18 protein-coding genes and 1 riboswitch are annotated in these 19,024 nt (G+C 71.3%); of the genes, 6 read left to right on the top strand and 12 right to left on the bottom strand.

The features are described 5' to 3' along the window. Nucleotides 1–107: 107 nt before the first annotated feature. From ACN6LB_RS13840 to ACN6LB_RS13810, 7 genes are read right to left on the bottom strand one after another with little or no spacing between them, the layout of a single operon-like run. Complete coding sequence (locus tag ACN6LB_RS13840) at nt 108–563, bottom strand: PH domain-containing protein (RefSeq protein ID WP_356143250.1); 456 nt, start codon at nt 561–563, stop codon at nt 108–110. A 14-nt stretch (nt 564–577) separates the two neighbouring features. Beyond that, a complete protein-coding gene (gene hisG, locus ACN6LB_RS13835; RefSeq protein ID WP_356143253.1) occupies nt 578–1,426 on the bottom strand; it encodes an ATP phosphoribosyltransferase in 849 nt (282 codons plus the stop codon). Nucleotides 1,427–1,477: 51 nt separating this feature from the next. Beyond that, nucleotides 1,478–1,750: a phosphoribosyl-ATP diphosphatase gene (locus ACN6LB_RS13830; RefSeq protein WP_020117406.1), complete on the bottom strand. Its 273-nt coding sequence runs from the start codon at nt 1,748–1,750 to the stop codon at nt 1,478–1,480. Between the two features lie 33 nt (nt 1,751–1,783). Further along, nucleotides 1,784–2,269: a 6,7-dimethyl-8-ribityllumazine synthase gene (gene ribH, locus ACN6LB_RS13825; protein WP_356143255.1), complete on the bottom strand. Its 486-nt coding sequence runs from the start codon at nt 2,267–2,269 to the stop codon at nt 1,784–1,786. A 44-nt stretch (nt 2,270–2,313) separates the two neighbouring features. Then, nucleotides 2,314–3,603, bottom strand: a complete 1,290-nt coding sequence (locus ACN6LB_RS13820; RefSeq protein ID WP_445026046.1) for a bifunctional 3,4-dihydroxy-2-butanone-4-phosphate synthase/GTP cyclohydrolase II — start codon at nt 3,601–3,603, stop codon at nt 2,314–2,316. Next, nucleotides 3,600–4,244 (bottom strand): nicotinamide mononucleotide transporter family protein, encoded by a 645-nt coding sequence (locus ACN6LB_RS13815; RefSeq protein ID WP_445026045.1) that lies wholly within the window; start codon nt 4,242–4,244, stop codon nt 3,600–3,602. The genes ACN6LB_RS13820 and ACN6LB_RS13815 overlap by 4 nt, the downstream gene beginning before the upstream one ends. Beyond that, entirely contained in the window at nt 4,241–4,864 is a 624-nt protein-coding gene (locus ACN6LB_RS13810; protein ID WP_445026044.1) for a riboflavin synthase, read from the bottom strand. Before ACN6LB_RS13810 ends, ACN6LB_RS13815 begins: the two co-directional genes overlap by 4 nt. A gap of 150 nt (nt 4,865–5,014) precedes the next feature. Then, a riboswitch (FMN riboswitch) is annotated at nt 5,015–5,145 on the bottom strand. Between the two features lie 292 nt (nt 5,146–5,437). On the opposite strand from ACN6LB_RS13810, the gene ACN6LB_RS13805 reads away from it, so the two are divergent. Beyond that, nucleotides 5,438–6,322 (top strand): RNA polymerase sigma-70 factor, encoded by an 885-nt coding sequence (locus ACN6LB_RS13805; protein ID WP_445026043.1) that lies wholly within the window; start codon nt 5,438–5,440, stop codon nt 6,320–6,322. 261 nt (nt 6,323–6,583) lie between these two features. Next, on the top strand, nt 6,584–7,333 hold the full coding sequence (locus ACN6LB_RS13800; RefSeq protein ID WP_445026042.1) for an SDR family oxidoreductase: 750 nt from the start codon (nt 6,584–6,586) through the stop codon (nt 7,331–7,333). Nucleotides 7,334–7,688: 355 nt separating this feature from the next. On the opposite strand, the gene ACN6LB_RS13795 is transcribed toward ACN6LB_RS13800, so the two are convergent. After that, nucleotides 7,689–8,885 (bottom strand): ROK family transcriptional regulator, encoded by a 1,197-nt coding sequence (locus ACN6LB_RS13795; RefSeq protein ID WP_445026041.1) that lies wholly within the window; start codon nt 8,883–8,885, stop codon nt 7,689–7,691. 135 nt (nt 8,886–9,020) lie between these two features. Here ACN6LB_RS13795 and ACN6LB_RS13790 point away from each other — a divergent pair, with 135 nt between their 5' ends. Continuing rightward, nucleotides 9,021–10,232 (top strand): MFS transporter, encoded by a 1,212-nt coding sequence (locus ACN6LB_RS13790; RefSeq protein ID WP_445026040.1) that lies wholly within the window; start codon nt 9,021–9,023, stop codon nt 10,230–10,232. Between the two features lie 151 nt (nt 10,233–10,383). Here the strand turns inward: ACN6LB_RS13790 and ACN6LB_RS13785 are convergent, their stop codons facing one another. Beyond that, entirely contained in the window at nt 10,384–11,673 is a 1,290-nt protein-coding gene (locus tag ACN6LB_RS13785; RefSeq protein WP_445026039.1) for an alginate lyase family protein, read from the bottom strand. A gap of 131 nt (nt 11,674–11,804) precedes the next feature. Here ACN6LB_RS13785 and ACN6LB_RS13780 point away from each other — a divergent pair, with 131 nt between their 5' ends. Beyond that, nucleotides 11,805–13,208: a uracil-xanthine permease family protein gene (locus ACN6LB_RS13780; RefSeq protein ID WP_445026038.1), complete on the top strand. Its 1,404-nt coding sequence runs from the start codon at nt 11,805–11,807 to the stop codon at nt 13,206–13,208. Here the strand turns inward: ACN6LB_RS13780 and ACN6LB_RS13775 are convergent. Next, nucleotides 13,190–14,305 carry a glycoside hydrolase family 6 protein gene (locus ACN6LB_RS13775; protein ID WP_445026103.1) on the bottom strand — a complete coding sequence of 372 codons (1,116 nt, stop codon included), beginning with the start codon at nt 14,303–14,305 and terminating at the stop codon, nt 13,190–13,192. The genes ACN6LB_RS13780 and ACN6LB_RS13775 overlap by 19 nt on opposite strands. Before the next feature lie 170 nt (nt 14,306–14,475). On the opposite strand from ACN6LB_RS13775, the gene ACN6LB_RS13770 reads away from it, so the two are divergent. Both ACN6LB_RS13770 and ACN6LB_RS13765 read left to right on the top strand, forming a co-directional pair. Beyond that, nucleotides 14,476–15,159 carry a DUF5995 family protein gene (locus ACN6LB_RS13770; protein ID WP_445026037.1) on the top strand — a complete coding sequence of 228 codons (684 nt, stop codon included), beginning with the start codon at nt 14,476–14,478 and terminating at the stop codon, nt 15,157–15,159. 102 nt (nt 15,160–15,261) lie between these two features. Continuing rightward, nucleotides 15,262–16,191 (top strand): LLM class F420-dependent oxidoreductase, encoded by a 930-nt coding sequence (locus ACN6LB_RS13765; RefSeq protein WP_445026036.1) that lies wholly within the window; start codon nt 15,262–15,264, stop codon nt 16,189–16,191. Between the two features lie 7 nt (nt 16,192–16,198). On the opposite strand, the gene ACN6LB_RS13760 is transcribed toward ACN6LB_RS13765, so the two are convergent. Further along, nucleotides 16,199–17,896: a flavin monoamine oxidase family protein gene (locus ACN6LB_RS13760; protein WP_445026035.1), complete on the bottom strand. Its 1,698-nt coding sequence runs from the start codon at nt 17,894–17,896 to the stop codon at nt 16,199–16,201. A gap of 55 nt (nt 17,897–17,951) precedes the next feature. Then, a complete protein-coding gene (locus ACN6LB_RS13755; RefSeq protein ID WP_445026034.1) occupies nt 17,952–18,740 on the bottom strand; it encodes a carbon-nitrogen hydrolase family protein in 789 nt (262 codons plus the stop codon). Between the last annotated feature and the right edge of the window lie 284 nt (nt 18,741–19,024).

The following is a 19,024-nucleotide window of genomic DNA, read 5'->3' as shown; positions in this document are numbered from 1 at the left end:
CCTTTGACGTACGGGTCGCGACATCAAGGGCGGAGGCGTGTGGAAAACGCCTCCGCCACCAGATTAATCAAGACATGGGCCTGTACGTCAGGGCGGAGGGCTGAGAGTTAACCCTGATGTTGCTCAGGGTCTCCGATCGCGCGGGCCTCGGCGAGCGCGCGAAGGGCGCGGGCGTCCTCGATGGCGCGCTGCCGGGCGATGCCGGGCTGGATGCCGAGCGCGGGCAGGCTGGTGCCGTCGCTGAGGTCGAGGAACACCCAGGGGTCGCCGGGGCGCAGGTTGACCTGGAGGATTTCCTCCCACTCCAGGTGCCGGCTGCCGGCGATGTTGACGACGGTGACGCCGTTCTCGTCGGCGACGACCTTGGGCCGGGCGAGCAGGACGAGCACCCCGAGGAGCAGCGCCGCGGTGAAGACGAAGCTGAGGCGCTCCCCCGGGCCGAGGGTTTCGAGCAGCAGGGCGACCGTGGTGATGACCACGAAGATGGCCGCGCCCGCGCTGAGCAGGACCGCGCGGGTGCGCCCCGGCCGGAAGGTGACGGGGAGGCTGGGCAGATCGGACATGGGACGCGGTTCCCTCAGAGCCGGCAGGCGTGGATGGCCGTGGTCAGGATGGCCCGCGCACCGAGCTCGTACAGGTCGTCCATGATCCGCTGGGCTTCCTTGGCGGGGACCATGGCGCGGACGGCGACCCAGCCCTCGTTGTGCAGCGGCGAGATGGTGGGCGACTCCAGGCCCGGGGTGAGCGCGACGGCCCGCTCCAGGTGCTCGGCGCGGCAGTCGTAGTCCATCATCACGTAGGTCCGGGCGACCAGGACGCCCTGCAGACGGCGCAGGAACTGCTGGACCTTGGGCTCCTCGGCCTCCGCGCCGACCCGGCGGATGACGATGGCCTCGGACTTCATGATCGGCTCGCCGAAGACCTCCAGGCCCGCGTTGCGCAGCGAGGTACCGGTCTCCACCACGTCGGCGATGACCTCGGCGACGCCGAGCTCGATGGCGGTCTCGACGGCGCCGTCCAGGTGGACGACGGAGGCGTCGACGCCGTGGTCGGCGAGGTGCTTGGCGACGATTCCCTCGTAGGAGGTGGCGACGGTCAGGCCCCCGAGGTCCTCGATGCCCTGGGCGGTGCCGGGCTTGGAGGCGAAGCGGAAGGTGGAGCGGGCGAAGCCGAGCGGGAGGATCTCCTCGGCGCTGGCTCCGGAGTCGATGAGCAGGTCGCGGCCGGTGATGCCGATGTCGAGGCGACCGGAGGAGACGTAGATCGCGATGTCGCGGGGGCGGAGGTAGAAGAACTCGACGTCGTTGACCGGGTCGACGATGCGCAGTTCCTTGGACTCGCGGCGCTGCTGGTAGCCGGCCTCATGCAGCATCTCCCCCGCGGGGCCTGACAGGGAACCCTTGTTGGGGACGGCGATGCGCAGCATGAGGTCGGCTTCCTTCGTTCGTGCGTACGGTGCGGGAATTGCGGTGACGGCTCAGAGGTGGGCGTACACGTCGTCGAGCGAGATGCCGCGAGCGACCATCATCACCTGGACGTGGTAGAGCAGCTGCGAGATCTCCTCGGCGGCTGCTTCCTTGCCTTCGTACTCGGCGGCCATCCAGACCTCTGCGGCCTCTTCGACGACCTTCTTGCCGATGGCATGGACCCCCTTGCCGACCAGCTCTGCGGTGCGGGAGGTGGCGGGGTCGCCGTTGGCGGCCTTGTGCTGGAGCTCGGTGAAGAGCTCCTCGAACGTCTTATTGGACATGGTGGCGCTCACTTTACGCGTGTGCCGGCCGGCCTATCGCCACGGTTCAGATACTGAGCGGAGGGTGGCCGCCGTCGCCACCGCCGCCGTCACCGCCTCGTGCCCCTTGTCCTCGTTCGAGCCCTCGATTCCCGCGCGGTCGAGGGCCTGCTCCTCGGTGTCGACGGTCAGCACACCGAAGCCGATGGGCACTCCGGTGTCGATGGATACCTGGGTGAGGCCCTGGGTGACGCCCTGGCACACGTACTCGAAGTGCGGGGTCCCGCCGCGGATGACGACGCCGAGCGCGACGATCGCGTCGTAGCCGCGGCCCGCGAGGACCTTGGCGACGACGGGGAGCTCGAAGCTGCCCGGGACCCGGAGGAGGGTCGGCTCGTCGATCCCCAGCTCGTGCAGGGCGCGCAGCGCGCCGTCGACGAGGCCGTCCATCACCTTTTCGTGCCACTGTGCCGCGATCACCGCGACGCGCAGGTCGCCGCAGTTGCGTACGGACAGTTCGGGTGCACCCTTGCCGCTCACGTCTCTCCTCGGTGTTCTTCGTGCTGTTCGTGCTGCTCGTGCTGTTACTGGTTGCCGCAGGTGGACACGGGGGCCGTGTCCAGCCAGGGCAGGTCGTGCCCCATCCGGTCCCGCTTGGTGCGCAGGTAGTGGATGTTGTGCTCGCCCGCCTGTACGGGCATCGGCTCCCGGTCGGTGACCTTGAGTCCGTGCCGTACGAGCGCGTCGGTCTTCTCGGGGTTGTTGGTCATCAGACGCAGGCTGCGCACGCCCAGGTCCTCCAGGATCTGCGCGCCGGCCGCGTAGTCGCGGGCGTCGGCGGGCAGGCCCAGCTCCAGGTTGGCGTCGAGGGTGTCGCGGCCGCGCTCCTGGAGCTCGTACGCGCGCAGCTTGGACAGCAGCCCGATGCCGCGCCCCTCGTGGCCGCGCAGGTAGACCACCACTCCCCTGCCCTCGGCCTGGATGCGTTCCAGGGAGGCTTCCAGCTGGGGGCCGCAGTCGCAGCGCAGGGAGTGGAAGACGTCGCCCGTGAGGCACTCGGAGTGGACCCGGACCAGGACGTCCGTGCCGTCGCCGATCTCGCCGTGGACGAGGGCGACGTGCTCGACGCCGTCGACGGTGGAGCGGTAGCCGTACGCCGTGAACTCGCCGAAGGCGGTGGGCAGTTGGGTCTTGGCCTCGCGGCGGACGGTGGGCTCCGCGGTGCGGCGGTAGGCGATCAGGTCCTCGATGGAGATGATCGTCAGCCCGTGCTTGCGGGCGAACGGGATCAGCTCGGGCAGGCGCAGCATGCGGCCGTCCTCGCCGGCGATCTCGACGATCGCGCCCGCGGGTCGCAGTCCGGCGAGCCGGGCCAGGTCCACGGCGGCCTCGGTGTGGCCGTTGCGCACGAGCACTCCGCCGGACCTGGCGCGCAGCGGGAAGATGTGGCCGGGGCGGACGAAGTCGTCGGCCTGGGCCGCGCCGGCGGCGAGGAGCTGGAGCGTGGTGGCGCGGTCGGAGGCCGAGATGCCGGTGGTCACACCGTGCGCGGCGGACGCGTCCACCGACACGGTGAACGCCGTCTTCATCGACTCGGTGTTGTCCTCGACCATCTGCGGCAGGCGCAGGCGCTCCAGTTCGTCGGCCTCCATGGGCGCGCAGATCAGGCCGCGGCACTCGCTCATCATGAAGGCGACGATCTCGGGGGTGGCCTTCTCCGCGGCGATGACGAGGTCGCCCTCGTTCTCGCGGTCCTCGTCGTCGACGACCACGACCGGGCGGCCGGCCGCGATGTCGGCGATGGCCTGCTCGACCGGGTCGAGCGCGAAGTCCTCGATGTTGTCTGTGCTGTACAGAACCGGCGCGGTAGTCATGCCGGGGCTCCTTCCAGGACGGGCTGCCCGGCCTCGCGGGAGCGCAGCCACCAGTCGCGCAGGCCCCACAGGACGAGCGCGCCGTAGAGGACGTAGACGAAACCGGAGAAGGCGAAGCCGTTGGCGAAGTTGAGCGGGACGCCCACGAGGTCGACCAGCAGCCAGGCGAACCAGAACTCGACCATGCCGCGCGCCTGGGCGTACATGGCGACGATCGTGCCGACGAAGATGTACGCGTCCGGCCACGGGTCCCAGGAGAGCGTCGGGTACGCCTTGAACAGGAGGGCGACCGCGACGGTGCCGACGGCGGCGGCACCGGCCATGACGGCGCGTTCGCGCCAGGTGGCGAACCGGACGGCGATGCCGCCGTCCTGCGCCTGCCCCTTGCCGCGGTTCCACTGCCACCAGCCGTAGACAGCGACGATCATGACGACGACCTGCTTGCCGGCACTGCCGGAGAGGTGGGCGGTGGCGAAGGCCGCGAAGAGGATGACTCCGGAGAGGAACTGGACGGGCCAGCTCCATATGGAGCGCCGCCAGCCGAAGGCCAGACCGATCAGACCGATCACGTTGCCGATCATGTCGGACCACTTGATGTGCTGCCCGAAGAGGGTGAACGCCTCGGAGTTGAGCCAGTTCACTTCGAGGCCCCCTCGGCTGCGACGGGGACGGCGCGGTCGCCGAGGAGACGCTCGACGTACTTGGCCACGACGTCGACCTCCAGGTTGACCGGGTCGCCGGGCTGCTTCAGGCCGAGCGTGGTCAGGTCGAGGGTCGTCGGGATGAGGCTGACGGTGAAGTAGTCGGGGCCGGCGTCGACGACGGTGAGGCTGATGCCGTCGACGGTGATGGAGCCCTTCTCGACCACGTAGCGGGAGAGGTCCGCGGGGAGGGAGACCTTCACGATCTCCCAGTTCTCGGACGGCTTGCGCTCGATGACCGTGCCCGTGCCGTCCACGTGCCCCTGCACGATGTGCCCGCCGAGGCGCGCACCCAGGGCCATCGGGCGCTCCAGGTTGACGCGGGAGCCGACGGCGAGGGCGCCGAGGCTGGAGCGGTTGAGGGTCTCCGCCATGACGTCGGCGGTGAATTCGTCGCCCTCGTGTTCCACGACCGTGAGACAGACGCCGTTCACGGCGATGGAGTCGCCGTGCTGCGCGCCCTGCGTGACTACGGGGCCACGCAGACGGAAACGCGAGGCGTCGTCGAGATTCTCGACGGCGGTGACCTCACCCAGCTCTTCGACGATTCCGGTGAACACTTCCCGGGTCCTCCTGCCTCATGGGGCACGGACTCCGGGGCCTGTCGATGACGACAGAATGAACGGACGACACACCGATGGCGATGCCGAATGGGACCTGTCCCGCAGGACAGGTCGAAACAGACGGCAGCGCGCACGAATGCCCGCCCGCCGCGCACTGCCTCCCATCCGGACTTTAACCGTCGGTCCAGGAATTTCACCTGGTCAACCGGCCGCTGGAAGCGACCGGGTCGCGGACTGTAACCGCCGGTTCGGACTTTCACCGACCCCGGAGTGCGCTGCTTCTGGTACAGGGCCAGTGTGCCACGGCTGATCGAGGTGCATACGGTCGCATGCCTGTGGGCTGGCTCACAGGACCCGTCGATGGACTTCTGCGCCAGTCGGACTTCGGCCAATTACCGCGCCACCACGACTGCTTGACAATGGTCCATACCTATTGACGGGCTGGTCTAGTCCACTTAGGGTCGGCGATCATCACGTGGTCGCGCCCACCCCCACGATCGGTCCGGCGGCGGTGACGGAGGCCCTTGCCCCGCCGCCGGGCCTCCACCCGGCTTCTGCCAGGCTGGCGACGTGACTTCGACGGAGCCGGCCGACGTGTTCGAGAGCCATCGGGGGCGCCTCTTCGGGCTGGCGTACCGGATGCTGGGCTCGGCCGCGGACGCCGAGGACACCGTGCAGGACGCGTATCTGCGCTTCAGCGGGGCCGACCCGGCGCGAATCGAGCAGCCCGGCGCCTGGCTGGCCAAGGTGGTCACCAACCTCTGCCTCAACCGGCTCACCTCGGCCCGCGCCCGGCGCGAGGAGTACGCCGGGCCCTGGCTGCCGGAACCGGTACTCACCTCGGACGGCACGCTCGGGCCCCTGGAGTCGGCCGAGCAGCGCGACGCCGTGTCCCTGGCACTGCTGCTCCTGCTCGAACGGCTGACACCGACCGAGCGTGCGGTGTACGTGCTGCGGGAGGCCTTCGCGTACAGCCATCGTGAGATCGCGGGGGTGCTCGACCTCGGCGAGGCCAACTGCCGCCAGGTCTACGGGCGGGCGGTGCGGCGCATCACCGCGCCCGAGACTCGTTTCCGGCCCTCGCCCGAGCAGCAGGAAGGGCTCGTGGCGTCCTTCGTCACCGCGGCCCGCGAAGGCGATCTGACCGGTCTGGAGAAGCTTCTCGCGGCCGACGTGACCTGGTGGAGCGACGGCGGCGGCAAGGTCACCGCGGCACGGCTGCCGATCGAGGGCCGCGAGAAGGTCCTGCGGTTCCTGGAGCGCGGCGCGGGGCGCCTCGCCGCGGGCCTGGACCTCACGACGGCCGAGGTCAACGGCGGCCCGGCGCTGCTGGGATGGGCGGGCGAGCGGCTGATGGCGGTGGTGGCGTTCGAGGTCCGCGCCGGGCTGATCGTGCGGGTGCGGGCGGTGGTCAACCCCGACAAGCTGGGGTTCGTGGAGCGGCAGCTCGGCTAGGGGGTGTTTTGAAAGTCCTGTGCGGTGCCCGCGGTGTTCGGTGCGCGCCCTCGGCGTGCCGGACGAAGGCCCTCGTACTGGACGTACTTGGGACTTCGGCCGGTGCGGCGGGGGCGCGTGCCGGGCGCCGCGGGTGCTGTGCGGGACTTTCAAAGCACCCCCTAGGCGGCCGGGCGCTGTCACATCCGCGGGCGCTGTGCGGTCCCGGCTGACAGCGGGTGCTCCGGACGGGAGCGCCTGACATGGAAAGGACTCAACAGCATGACCACGATCCTGGTGACCGGCGGCACCGGAACCCTCGGCCGGCTCGTCGCCGAACGACTGCGCGCGGAAGGTCACGAGGTGCGGGTGCTCAGCCGGCACTCCCAGCCGTACGCCGTGGATCTGCGCGAGGGCGGCGGCGCGCTGGACACCGCCGTCGAGGGCGTGGACACCGTCGTGCACTGCGCCACCACGCAGCGCGGGGGTGACGAGGAGGCGGCCGCGCATCTGATCGAAGCCGCCCGCACGGCAGGCGTCTCCCACCTGGTCTACATCTCGATCGTCGGCGTGGACGTGGTGCCGCTCGGCTACTACAGGACCAAGCTGGCGGTCGAGCGGGTCGTCCAGGAGTCGGGGCTCGGCTGGACGATCCTGCGCACGACGCAGTTCCACGACCTCCCGGTGATGCTCTTCCGGTCGCTCGCGAAACTGCCGGTGATGCTGCTTCCGGCGGGGATCGGTGACCAGCCGATCGAGGTCGCGGAGGTCGCGGTCCGCCTGGCCGAACTCGCTGTCGGCGCACCCGCGGGTCGCGTCGAGGACATGGGCGGCCCTGAGGTTCGTACGCTCCGGGAACTGGCCCACGCCTACCTCCGCGCGACCGGCCGCAGGCGGCCCATCGTCAGCGTCCCCTTGCCGGGCAAGGCCGTTCGCGGTTTCCGGGCCGGCGGCCATCTGGCGCCGGAGCGGGCCGTGGGCAAGGGGACGTTCGAGGAGTACCTGGCTGCGCGGGGTGCCGACGGGCGGTGACGGGTCTCGCCGGGGGCGTTCTGGGGACCGGCGCGGGGGTTCGCCGGGGGCGCTTTCCGGCTGGCGCCGCGCTCGCCACTTGGCGGGCCGCCCCCACGGGCAGGCCGTGCGCCGACCGCGGGCCCGTCGTGGCCGGTCGCGCAGTTCCCCGCGCCCCTATCGGGCGCTACCGCCGGCGTTACTCAGCAGCCCACGCCGGTGCAGCTCAGCGTCCACACGGGCAGGCCGGTGCGCCGACCGCAGGTGGGTTGTGGCTGGTCGCGCAGTTCCCCGCGCCCCTATCGGGCGCTACCGCCGGCGTCGCTCAGCAGCCCACCGGAAGCCCTGCGCCGCCGGCAAACCCAGCGGCGGGAGGCTATCGCTGTGGCGGTGCGAACAGCTCGTCCTGGGCGCCGTCCCGGGCCGTCAGCAACGCGCCGCGTAGGACAGCGTTGCCGCCCAGGGCGCTTGCCCGGACCTCGGCCGGCAAGGGCGACATGCGGGCAAGCCGCTGCTCGACTCGGGCGGCGAGTACGTCGCCGCCCGCCTGCCCTACCTCACCGCCGAGGACAACGCAGCCGGGGTCGAGCACGGCGACGACCGAGGCGGCGCCGATGGCGACGCGGTCGGCCAGGGCGTCGAGGAAGCGGGCGGCGGCGGGGGCTCCGTCGGCGCCGTCCACCGCCTCCCGCACCAGCGCCGCCGCGCGCGGCTCATGTGCCGTCGGCTCCGCCGTGAGCCCGTGTTCCATGGCGAGCCGGGCGATCGCCGCGGCCCCGGCGAGGGAGTGGAAGCCGCCTTCGCAGTCCGTCGCCGAGGGGAGGGTGGTCGTGCCGGGGACCGGGAGGAAGCCGATTTCGCCGGTGCCGCCGGAGGCACCGCGGCGGAGGGAACCGTCGAGGACGACGGCGGCGCCGGTGCCGTGGCCGAGCCAGAGCAGGACGAAGGTGTCACGGTCGCGGGCGGCGCCGTCGCGCTGTTCGGCGAGGGCGGCCAGGTTGGTCTCGTTCTCGACGATCACCCGGGCCGGCAACCGCTCCTGGAGGGCGGCGACCAGCCGGCGGTGCCACTGGGGCAGGCCCGAGGAGTCGCGGAGTTCGCCGGTGGCGGGGTCGATGAGGCCGGGCGCGCCGATCCCGACGGTGTGCAGCCGCTCGGCCCCCGCCTCCTTCGCGGCGCGCTCCACGAGGGCGACCGCCTGCTCGACGGCGGGCCCCGTACCGGCGTCGTCCGCGATGGGCACCGAAGCCCGGGCGAGCTCCGCACCCAGCAGGTCGGAGACCACCACGGAGACGCTCTCGGTACGGACGTCGAGGGCGGCGAGGTACGCCCGGTCGGCGACGATGCCGTAGAGCCTGGCGTTCGGTCCGCGCCGCTGCTCCCCCGACTCCCCCACCACCGCGATCAGCCCGGCGGCCGCGAGGCGCTCGACCAGGTCGGCGACCGTGGGCCGGGACAGTCCGGTGAGCTGCTTCAACTGCCCGGCCGTCAGGGGGCCTTCCTGCTGGAGCAGCCGCAGGGCGAGCCGGTCGTTGATGGCTCGGGCCGTGCTCGGGGACGCGGGTGCGGGCATGCCGGGGATCCTCCCAGATCACGCGGGCCGTACCGCCGTCGGCCCGAGGGTGGCACCTTATCGCCTATCTATCAGGCAGGGTTCCTGATAGTTTACGGCGTCAGCACGGGAAGCAGAGCCGGGAGGGGCCGGAAGATGAGTGATGTGGTCTACGACCAGCGCGAGGTGAAGCAGGCCCGGTACGCGGTGGCCACCGTGTTCGCGGTGCACGGCGCGGTCACCGGCTCCTTCGCGACCCGGGTGCCGTGGATCCAGGACCACGCCTCGGTGGGTACGGGCCAGCTCGGGTTCGCCCTCGCCTTCACGGCCTTCGGCGCCTCCGTCTCGATGCCGCTCGCCGGCCGGATCAGCCACCGCTTCGGCAGCCGTACGGCCCTGCGCGGCCTGCTCGCGCTCTGGACGCTGGCCCTGACCCTCCCTTCCCTCGCGCCGAACCTGCTCACACTGTGCGTCGCGATGTTCACCTACGGCGCCACGGCGGGCATGGCGGACGTCGCGATGAACGCCCTGGGCGTCGAGGTCGAGAACCGCCTCGGCAAGTCGATCATGTCCGGGCTGCACGGCATGTGGAGCGCGGGTGCCCTGGTCGGCTCGGCAGCAGGCACGCTCGCCGCGCACCTGGGTTCCGACGCACGGGTGCACCATGCGCTGGCGGCCGCGGTGCTGACGGTGCTGGGCCTGATCGCCTGCCGGTGGGTGTTCGACCTGAGGGCCACCGAGGACGAGGAGCCGCCCCCGCGGTTCGCGCTGCCGCCGAGGTCGGCGCTGCTCATCGGCGCGGTCGGGTTCTGTGCGGTGTTCGCCGAGGGCGCCAGCCTCGACTGGTCGGCGGTGTATCTGCGGGACCGCCTGAGCAGCTCCGCCGGCCTCGCGGCCGCGTGCACGACGGGCTTCATGCTCACCATGGCGGTCGCCCGGATCGTGGGCGACGCGGTGGTGAACCGCTTCGGCACGGTGCGCACGGTCCGCACGGGTGGATTCCTCGCGACGCTGGGCGGCTTGCTCGTCGTGGTGGCCGGGAACCCGGCGGTGGCCATGACCGGCTTCGCGCTGATGGGCCTCGGCATCGCGGTCGTCGTCCCGCTCTGCTTCGCCGCGGCAGGACGCAGTGGTCCGAACCCGAGCCAGGCCATCGCGGGCGTCGCGACCGTGACGTACACCTCGGGCCTGGTCGCCCCCAGCGTGATCGGCGGACTGGCCCAGACGACGAGCCTGATGGTGTCGTTCATCCTGGTCACGGTGCTGGCGTCCGGGCTCGCCGTCTTCGCGGGCGTGCTGCGCGCGGGCGATCGCGACCGTCCGAGGATCAGCTCCCCGAGCGCGGCGGTTTCCGGCCCGCGCTCCTGAACAGGTCGCTCAACGACGCGGGGTGCGGCGGCGGTCACGGGTGGGGCTCCTGAGAAGTACGGGACGGGAGTGCGGTGGCTGAAAACCGCGGCTCCATCCCGAGCTGACGCTCAGGAGCCCTGGCCCGTGAGGGCCCCCGCTCCGTCCGGGCTCAGCCCGCTATCGAGTCCAGTTGCTCAGCGGCGGGCCGCAGCGCCCACAGGTCGCCGCCCGGCGGTGCCTCCAGCTTCGGGACGGCGGTCTTGGCCGCCCTGTCCCCCGCGTCGGCGGCGGCGTGGACGACGTCGCTCGCCGCGTAACGGTGGAACTCGAGTTCCGGATACGGCCACGGCCGGGCCCCCGTGGCGGCGGGCAGCAGGTAGTCGACCGCTCCGAACAGGCTCTGCCCGTCCGGCCCCCGGTAGGTCCAGAGGTTCACGCCGACATGCCGGCCGATGGCGGCGAGCCGGGTGTAGGCGACCAGGTCGAAGGTCGAGTAGTGCCAGCTGCGGGTGCGGGCCAGTTCCTGCGGCTGGCTCCCGTCGGCGGCTATCTGCAGGTCGATCCGCCGGGCACGGGAGTCCAGGACGGTCCGCCGGGCGAGATCCCTGTCGCCGGTGGCGTACGCGAGGGCGGCGAGCTGGAGGTCGTAGAAGGTGCCGTGGTTGTTCTTGGCGGCGCCCTCCTCCTTGCCGAAGGCGCTGTCCGCCAGCCAGTCGCGGAAGTCGGCGTTCCAGGCGCGCATCGCCGTCCGGTCACTCTTCGACCAGCCGGGAGCGCCCGTGTTCAGCAGGGCGATCGCGTCCAGGACGCTGGTGTAGGACTGTGAGAAGTCGATGATGCCGATGGCCCGGCCGTCGTACTTGCAGGGGATGAACTGGCCGTGCTCCAGCTCGGGGTTCATCCGCGTGGCCGGGTCGAGGAACCAGGTCCGCAGGACGGCGGCGGCCTTCTCGGCGTACTGCTTTCTGCCGGTGTAGTACCAGGCGAGGGAGAGTTCGTATGTCGAGTCGAAGACCTTCTCGGCGTCCTGGCGGTCGGTGCCCGTGTCGACCTCGGGATTGCGCTGCCCGTCGCGCTGGACGTAGGGGCAACCCCAGGGATTGTCGGCCGACTTGGGCTGCGAGGGCCACCAGTACGGGGCCTGACTGAGGTAGTCGTGGACGTCACCGCCCGGGGCGGGTCTCGGCTTGTCGACGACCGTCCAGGGGCCCTGGCCGAGCCAGTTGTCGGCGCGCGCGGTCAAGTCCCGCAGCGCTCCCTTCAGTTGGGGGTCTCCTTGGTCCAGGCGGACCTTCGCCTGCTGGAGCCGGGTGCCGTCGAGGACGACGGTGCCCGGCACCTTCGGCGCCACAGGCGCCGCAGCGGCGGCCGGGGCCGGAGCGGAGGGGACGGCGACGGCGACGGCCGCGCACACGGCCGCGGCCGTCAGCAGAATCCGGAAGCGGGGTCTTGCACTCATCCAGCACTCCCATCAGGGATACAGGTATGTGAACAGAGTTCATGAGTGGGACCGTGCGAGCGTAGGACCGCCAGGTGCACATGACAATGGTCCGGACAAAGCTTCACGTACGAGGAAAGCGAACCCCCACCATGGATCTCGGCGTCCGCTGGAAACTGCACGGCGACGGGCGCACGCCCGCACCCGGAGCGGTGGTCCGCCCCGACGAACGCCTCTCGTGGCCGCGCACGATCGGGCTCGGCGCCCAGCACGTGGTGGCCATGTTCGGGGCGTCGTTCGTCGCACCGGTCCTCATGGGCCTGGACCCCAATCTGGCGATCATGATGTCCGGCGCAGCGACCGTGATCTTCCTGCTCGCGACCCGCGGCCGGGTGCCCAGCTACCTCGGCTGCTCGCTCTCCTTCGTGGGTGTCGCGGCGGTGATCCGCGCGCAGGGCGGCAGCAGTGCGACCGTGACGGGCGCGGTCCTCGTCGTGGGCGCCGTGCTGTTCCTGGTGGGGCTCGCGGTCCAGCGGTTCGGGGCGCGGATCATCCACGCCGCGATGCCGCCGATCGTCACCGGCGCCGTCGTCATGCTGATCGGCTTCAACCTCGCGCCGGTCACCGCCTCGACGTACTGGCCGCAGGACCAGTGGACGGCGTTGCTGGTGATGCTGTTCACCGGTCTGGCCGTGGTATGCCTGCGCGGTTTCTGGTCGCGGGTCGCGATCTTCCTGGGGCTGATCTTCGGGTACGGGATCTCATGGGCGTTCGACCGGATCTTCGGGAAGATCCACTCGGTCGACGCGAGCGGAAAGCTCACCGACCACTGGCGCCTTGATCTGTCCGGTGTCGGCAACGCGGACTGGATCGGCCTGCCCTCCTTCCACGGGCCGTCCTTCCAGTGGTCGGCGATCCTCGTGGCGCTGCCCGTCGTCATCGCGCTGGTCGCCGAGAACGCCGGACACGTCAAGGCGGTCGGCGAGATGACCGGCGATCCGCTGGACGACAAGCTGGGCACCGCCATCTCCGCGGACGGCGTCGCCTCGATGCTCTCCACCGCGGTCGGCGGCCCGCCCAACACCACGTACTCGGAGAACATCGGCGTGATGGCCGCGACCCGCGTCTACTCCACGGCCGCGTACTGGGCCGCCGCCGGCTTCGCTCTCCTCTTCGGCGTCTGCCCGAAGTTCGGTGCGATCGTCGCCGCGATCCCGGGCGGGGTGCTCGGCGGGATCACCGTCATCCTGTACGGCATGATCGGCCTGCTCGGCGCGCAGATCTGGCTCAACGCCCGGGTGGACCTGCGCAATCCGCTGAACCTGGTGCCGGCCGCCGCGGGCATCATCATCGGCGTCGGCGGCGTCACCATGAAGTTCACCGACACCTTCTCGCTCAGCGGCATCGCGCTCGGCACGCTCGTGGTGATCACCGGTTACCACGCCCTGCGGGCGATGGCCCCGGCGCACCTCAAGTCGCAGCAACCGCTGCTGGACGAAGGCACCTCGTCCTACGACACCGAGTCCGACGCAGCCTCTCAGCGCGCCAACTCGTAGGCGTACGCGGGCGAGAAGGCCCCCGGCGAGCCCTTGCAGCCGTCGGACTCGCCCGGCAGCTTGACCCAGAGATAGGCGTCGATCCGTGCCTCACCGGTCCGCAGGGTCGGCGCCTGTCCGATCTTCCGGCCGTCCGGATCGCACCACTCGCCGTCGGCCGGGGCGCCGTTGCCGTTGCGGCTGGTGTCGACGACGGCCCCCAGGCTCGCCGGGCCGCCCAGCGCGGACAGCACCTGACGGGCGTAGGCGATCTCCGCGCTCGTGCGGTGGAAGTTGGACACGTTGGTGAAGACGCCGTCGGAGGCGCCGGCCGAGGCGGCGCCCGCCTGCTTGAGGAGGGCGGCCTGCTGGGCGGCCGGGTTCCAGTCGGAGTGGCCCGCGTCGAAGTAGACCCGGGCCTGCGGGTCCGCGGCCTTGAGGACGCGGCCCGCGCGGGCCAACGAGGCGAAGCGGTCGGCCCGTTCGCCCGTGGTGAGGCAGTCGGACTGGGCGATGGAGTCGGGCTCCAGGATCACGATGACCTCGCCGGCGCCGAGGCCCGCCGCGAAACGGTCCATCCAGCCGTCGTACGCGGTGAGGTCGGGCGCCCCGCCCTCCGAGGCGCCGCCGCAGTCGCGCTGGGGTATGGCGTACGGCACGACGACCGGGACGCGGCCCTGCGCGGCGGCGGCCGAGGTCACCGCCCTGACGCGGCCGGTGATGGCGGACGGCGTGAAGTCCGCGAACCAGACGGCGGCGGGGCGGTCGGCGATCCGGGAGGCGATGACCGCTCGCCGCGCGTCGCCGGGATGGGAGGAGACCCAGTCCAGGACCTGGGAGTCGGAGTGGCGGTAGAGCCGCGCGGAGCCGTTCGCCGTCTCCCGCGGAGTGGTCCTGGCGGGCTCGGGGCGCGGTTTCGCCGAGGACTTGACCGTCGAAGGGGAGGGCGAGGCCGGGGTCTTCGACGGCGAGGGCGTGGGCACAGCGGGCTGTGGTCGCAGGCTCGGCGAGCGGGTCACCAGAGGCCTGGCGTCGGTCGACGGGCGGCCGTCGGCGAGGGCGGACATCACCCCGGTCGCGCTGCCGACCGCGACCACGAGCGAGGCGGCAGCGACCATGGCGCTGCGCCGGGCGGCCCGCCTGCGCTCGGCCCTGCGTGCGGCCAGGCGCTGGGCGCGTAAGCCTGACACCTGCGCTCCCCCCTCCGGCCGCGGCCGCGTTCCCCCGTTCTGGGGAAGCGTCCGGCCCGGCGGCAGTGCGGCCAGCCTAGGACTGGGACCCTGCCCCCATGGCGCAGTTGGAACAGTTCACCCCTTCCGTATACGCAATGGACACCGTCGTCCTCCGCATGCGCGCCCTGGCCGCCGCCCTCCCGGAGCGGGACGGGATCGCGGTCTTCAACCGTGTCTACCTCGCCGTCACGGAGGAGATCGACCGGCGCCTGGACGCCGGGGAGTTCGCGGACACCGAGGCGGCGATCACGCTGGACGTGCGGTTCGCGGAGCGCTATCTGAACGTGGCCGAGGAGGGGTGGCCGCCCGCCTGCTGGCGGCCGCTGCTGCAGTTCCGTCGTCATCCCGGAGTACGTCCGCTGCAGTTCGCGCTCGCGGGCATCAATGCGCACATCGGGCACGATCTGGCGCTCGCGGTGGTGGACGCCTGCCGTACGCTCGGCTGCGAACCGGCAGACCTGGAGGACGAGTTCGACCGCGTGGGCGATGTCCTCGTCTCGTTGGAGGAGCGCATCCGCGAAGATCTGATGCCGGGCCCCGACGTCCTCCAGATCGCCGACCCGCTCACCCATCTGCTCGGCTCCTGGAGCCTGGAGCGGGCCCGCGAGGCGACCTGGTCGGCGGCCCGGGCCCTGTGGGCCCTGCGCGGACTGCCCGATCTTGCGGAGGAGTTCGGACAGCGCCTCGACGGGGCGGTCGGTTTCGCGGGCCGCATGCTGCTCACGCCGCTGCCGGACTGATCCGGACACCTGGTGGCCGGTTCCCACCCAAGATCGCCCGAACTCCTCGGTGAACGTTGTACGTTCGACATGATCTGACCACGTGTCGAAGGAGCGGTGGGCATGGCGACAAGGCTCGGACTCGGACTTCCCCAGAACAGGCAGTACGACCTCGGACGCGACGTGCCCGACGTGGCGCGCACCGCCGAGAACATCGGCTACGAGAGCCTCTGGGTGTACGAGCGGGCGCTGTTCCCCGAGCCCGCCACCCAGGGCCTGTACGGGATCGAGGGCCTCCCCTGGCCGGACAGCTACCGCGGCGTGGCCGAGCCGCTGGTCACCCTCACGCTCGCCGCCGCGGCCACCGAGCGGGCCCGGCTCGGCAGCAGCGTCCTGATCGCCCCGCTGCACGTGCCCTTCCAGCTCGCCAAGTCCCTCGCCGCACTGGACTCCGCGAGCGGCGGCCGGGTCCTCGCGGGCTTCGGCACGGGCTGGTCCCACGACGAGTACGCGGCCGCGTCGGTACGGCCGTTCGAGGAGCGCGGGCAGGCGCTGGACGAGCTGATCGAGGTGTGCCGCGCGGTGTGGGGCCCGGACCCGGTGTCGTACGACGGACACCTCACGAAGATCGCCTCGGCCGCCGTCGGCCCCAAGCCCGCCCGGCCGATCCCGATCCTGCTGGCGGCGGGCTCGAAGAAGGCCCAGCGCCGTCTGGTCGACCACGCCGACGGCTGGCTGCCGGTGGGGATGGGCGCCGAGGCACTCGCCGCGCAGTGGCGCGGCCTCCAGGAGCTGGCCGCCGAGCGCGGCCGCACCGAGCCGATACTGACGGCCCTGCGCACCAATGCGCGCTACCAGGCCAAGGGGTACGACGGCGCCGACCGGGCCCCCTTCCGCGGCAGCGTCGACCAGATCGTCGACGACCTGGCCGCACACGCCGAGGTCGGTCTCGACGAGATCCTGATCGACCTCCAGGGCTCCACACGCGACGCCGAGGAGCTCAAGGAGGTCGCCGCCGAGGTGTACGAGAAGGCGCGCGCGGCCGGGATTTGACGGCCTGTCAGTCCTCGGGCAGCTCGACCGGCGCGATCTCGTCGTAGACGTCGCCGGGCCCGGGGTTGGTCGGGTCGGTGGTGCCGCCCAGCTGGTGCATGACGCCCCAGACCGCGTTCAGCGCGGTCTGGACGGCGCCCTCCGCCCAGCCCGCGGTCCAGGAGATGTCGTCGCCGGCGAGGAAGATGCCGCGCTTGTCCGCGGCGAGCCGGTCCTGCATGAAGTGCGTGAACAGGCGCCGCTGGTAGCGGTAGTGGCCGGGCAGGTTGGCCTTGAACGCGCCCATGAAGTAGGGCTCGTTCTCCCAGGAGACGGTCACCGGGTTGCCGATGATGTGCTTGCGGATGTCGACGTTCGGGTAGATCTCGCCGAGCGACTTCAGCATGACCTCCATCCGCTCGTTCGCGGACAGCGGCAGCCACTTCAGGCTGTCGTCGCACCACGTGTACGAGAGGCAGATGACGGCGGGCTTGTCCGGGCCCTCGTCGAGGAGGTAGGTGCCGCGCGTCATACGGTCGGTGAGCGTCATCGACATGACATCGCGGCCCGTGACCTCGTCCTTGTCCAGCCAGAACGGCCGGTCCACGGGGACGAAGAGCTTGCTCGACTCCATGTAGTGCGTACGCTCGATCGCCGTCCAGTGGTCGATCGGGAAGAGCGAGTCGTCGCAGGCGATCTTGGAGAGCAGCATCCAGGACTGGGCGGTGAAGATCGCCGCCTGGTACGTACGGATGTCGCCGTTCGCGTCCGTCACCGTGATCCGGTTGCCGGAGGTGCGGTTGAGGCGCGTCACGGCGGGGCGCGGCTGCCCGTTGACGTGCAGGGTCGCCAGCGAGGTGCCGTAGGCCCAGTGCACGATCTTCTCGGGCTCGCGCTCCCACAGGCGCGTCGGCAGCTGCTGGGAGCCGCCGACGATGCCGCGGTGGTGGTCGTCGGCCTCGGTGTAGACGACGCGCAGGATCTCCAGGATGGAGTTGGGGAAGTCGGTGTCCCAGCCGCCGGTGCCGAAGCCGACCTGGCCGAAGATCTCGCGGTGCCGGAAGGACTTGAAGGACTCCGACTCGCACAGGAAGCCGTAGAAGGTCTGGTTGTCGAGCTTCTCGACGAGCTTCGCCCAGATCTCGCGGATGCGCGGGATGTCGCGCTCGCGCATGGCCTGGTTCATGTCGGAGAAGTCGGCGCCCTCTTCCAGGCAGGCGTTCCACGCGTTCATCACGTCGCGGTAGACCTGCGGCAGGTCGTCGACGGAGGTCGCGTAGTGCGACTCGCCCTTCAGGTCGACGACCGTCGAAGGCGTCGACTCCGCAAGGGGGTTGGGGAACGGCCGGGTTTCGAGGCCCACCAGGTCGATGTAGTGCTGCAGCGCCGTGGAGGACGGCGGGAAGCGCATCGCCCCCATCTCGGCGGTCAGCGCCGGGTCGCAGCCCTCGAAGCCGACGGTGCGCAGCCGGCCGCCGATTTGGTCCGCCTCGTAGACGACCGGCTTCAGGCCCATCTTCATCAGCTCGTACGCGGCCACGATGCCGGACAGGCCGCCGCCGATGACGGCGACCTCGGTGCCGTGCTCGGTCGCCGGTATCTGGCCGAGGCCCGCGGGGTGCGCGAGGAAGTCGTCGTACGCGTACGGGAAGTCCGGGCCGAACATGGTGATCGGCGGCTGCTGCACGTCGGCGTGCTGGACGGCGTTGGGCACGGTGGACGTCATGGGGTACGGACTCCTTGCGCGAAAGCTGGTGAGGGGAAGGCTGGTTGACCGCTCGTCAGATCAGGGACCCGTAGAGACCGGGGCGGCGGTCCTGCAGATACGGGTTCGCCTCGCGCGAGGCCGCGAGAGCAACCGGGTCGGCGTCGGCGAGGACCAACTCCTCGCCGCGGCCCGCCCGGGCGCGCGCGACTCCGTCGGGACCGGCGAGCGCGGAGAGGCCGACGAACTCGAACTCCCCCTCCTGGCCGACCCGGTTGACGTACGCGATGTACATCTGGTTCTCGAAGGCGCGCACCGGGACGAGGGACTCGGCGACGAACTGGAAGGGGTGCATCTGCGCGGTGGGCACCAGGAGGAGGTCGGTGCCGGCGAGGGCGTGCGCGCGGACGTTCTCCGGGAACTCGACGTCGTAGCAGATCATGAGCCCGACGCGGAGACCACCCAGCTCGGCCTGGACGACGGGCTGGTCGCCGGGCGTGAAGTGATCGCGCTCGAAGCCGCCGAAGAGGTGGGTCTTGCGGTAGTTCGCGAGGCGGCTGCCGTCGGCGGAGATCAGCTGGACGGAGTTGAAGACCGCGTCCGCGGAGCGCTCCGGGTAGCCGTAGGCGATCGCGACGCCGTGCCGGCCGGCGGTCTCGGCGATCGCGTCGGCGGACTCCCCGTCGGCGCTCTCGGCGAGGTGGGCGATGTCGTCGCCGATCGCGTACCCGGTCAGGAACATCTCCGGTGCCACCAGGAGCCCGGCGCCCGCGGCGGCGGCGCGGCCCGCGGCCTCGTCGAGAACCTTCAGGTTCACGGCGACGGAGCCGGGGCGGCCGGAGCTCTGGAGCAGGGCTGTGCGCATGCGTGTGCCTCACCGGTACGGAGGGGTTGGTGGGGGCCGGACGGGCCCAGATAGACGGTACGGTCGCCGGGCTGGGCCGGACAAGAAGGAGCCGTTGCGCGCCGGTGAACGATTCGTTGCGTGCACCACCGCCCCGACGGCGATTCGTTGCGCGCCCCGAGACGTACCCCGGGTCCTCCTGGAGGCGTAGGTCACGGCGGCGTCCCCGCCGGGCGGCGGAGGCCGGGTGACGTCCGCGGCCCGATGTACCCGGCGGGCATCGGCGGAACAGTAGTGGCTGTCCC

This window comes from Streptomyces sp. SAS_270 (assembly GCF_052543295.1).
Note: the sequence above shows the minus strand (reverse complement) of the source record. Positions and strands in the feature narration are given on the sequence as shown.

Coding starts and splice junctions, on each gene's coding strand:
- ACN6LB_RS13840 (WP_356143250.1), bottom strand. CDS start 563: ATGTCCGATCTGCCCAGCCTCCCCGTCACCTTCCGGCCGGGGCGCACC.
- hisG (WP_356143253.1), bottom strand. CDS start 1,426: ATGCTGCGCATCGCCGTCCCCAACAAGGGTTCCCTGTCAGGCCCCGCG.
- ACN6LB_RS13830 (WP_020117406.1), bottom strand. CDS start 1,750: ATGTCCAATAAGACGTTCGAGGAGCTCTTCACCGAGCTCCAGCACAAG.
- ACN6LB_RS13820 (WP_445026046.1), bottom strand. CDS start 3,603: ATGACTACCGCGCCGGTTCTGTACAGCACAGACAACATCGAGGACTTC.
- ACN6LB_RS13800 (WP_445026042.1), top strand. CDS start 6,584: ATGACCACGATCCTGGTGACCGGCGGCACCGGAACCCTCGGCCGGCTC.
- ACN6LB_RS13795 (WP_445026041.1), bottom strand. CDS start 8,885: ATGCCCGCACCCGCGTCCCCGAGCACGGCCCGAGCCATCAACGACCGG.
- ACN6LB_RS13790 (WP_445026040.1), top strand. CDS start 9,021: ATGAGTGATGTGGTCTACGACCAGCGCGAGGTGAAGCAGGCCCGGTAC.
- ACN6LB_RS13785 (WP_445026039.1), bottom strand. CDS start 11,673: ATGAGTGCAAGACCCCGCTTCCGGATTCTGCTGACGGCCGCGGCCGTG.
- ACN6LB_RS13780 (WP_445026038.1), top strand. CDS start 11,805: ATGGATCTCGGCGTCCGCTGGAAACTGCACGGCGACGGGCGCACGCCC.
- ACN6LB_RS13775 (WP_445026103.1), bottom strand. CDS start 14,305: ATGGTCGCTGCCGCCTCGCTCGTGGTCGCGGTCGGCAGCGCGACCGGG.
- ACN6LB_RS13770 (WP_445026037.1), top strand. CDS start 14,476: ATGGCGCAGTTGGAACAGTTCACCCCTTCCGTATACGCAATGGACACC.
- ACN6LB_RS13765 (WP_445026036.1), top strand. CDS start 15,262: ATGGCGACAAGGCTCGGACTCGGACTTCCCCAGAACAGGCAGTACGAC.
- ACN6LB_RS13760 (WP_445026035.1), bottom strand. CDS start 17,896: ATGACGTCCACCGTGCCCAACGCCGTCCAGCACGCCGACGTGCAGCAG.
- ACN6LB_RS13755 (WP_445026034.1), bottom strand. CDS start 18,740: ATGCGCACAGCCCTGCTCCAGAGCTCCGGCCGCCCCGGCTCCGTCGCC.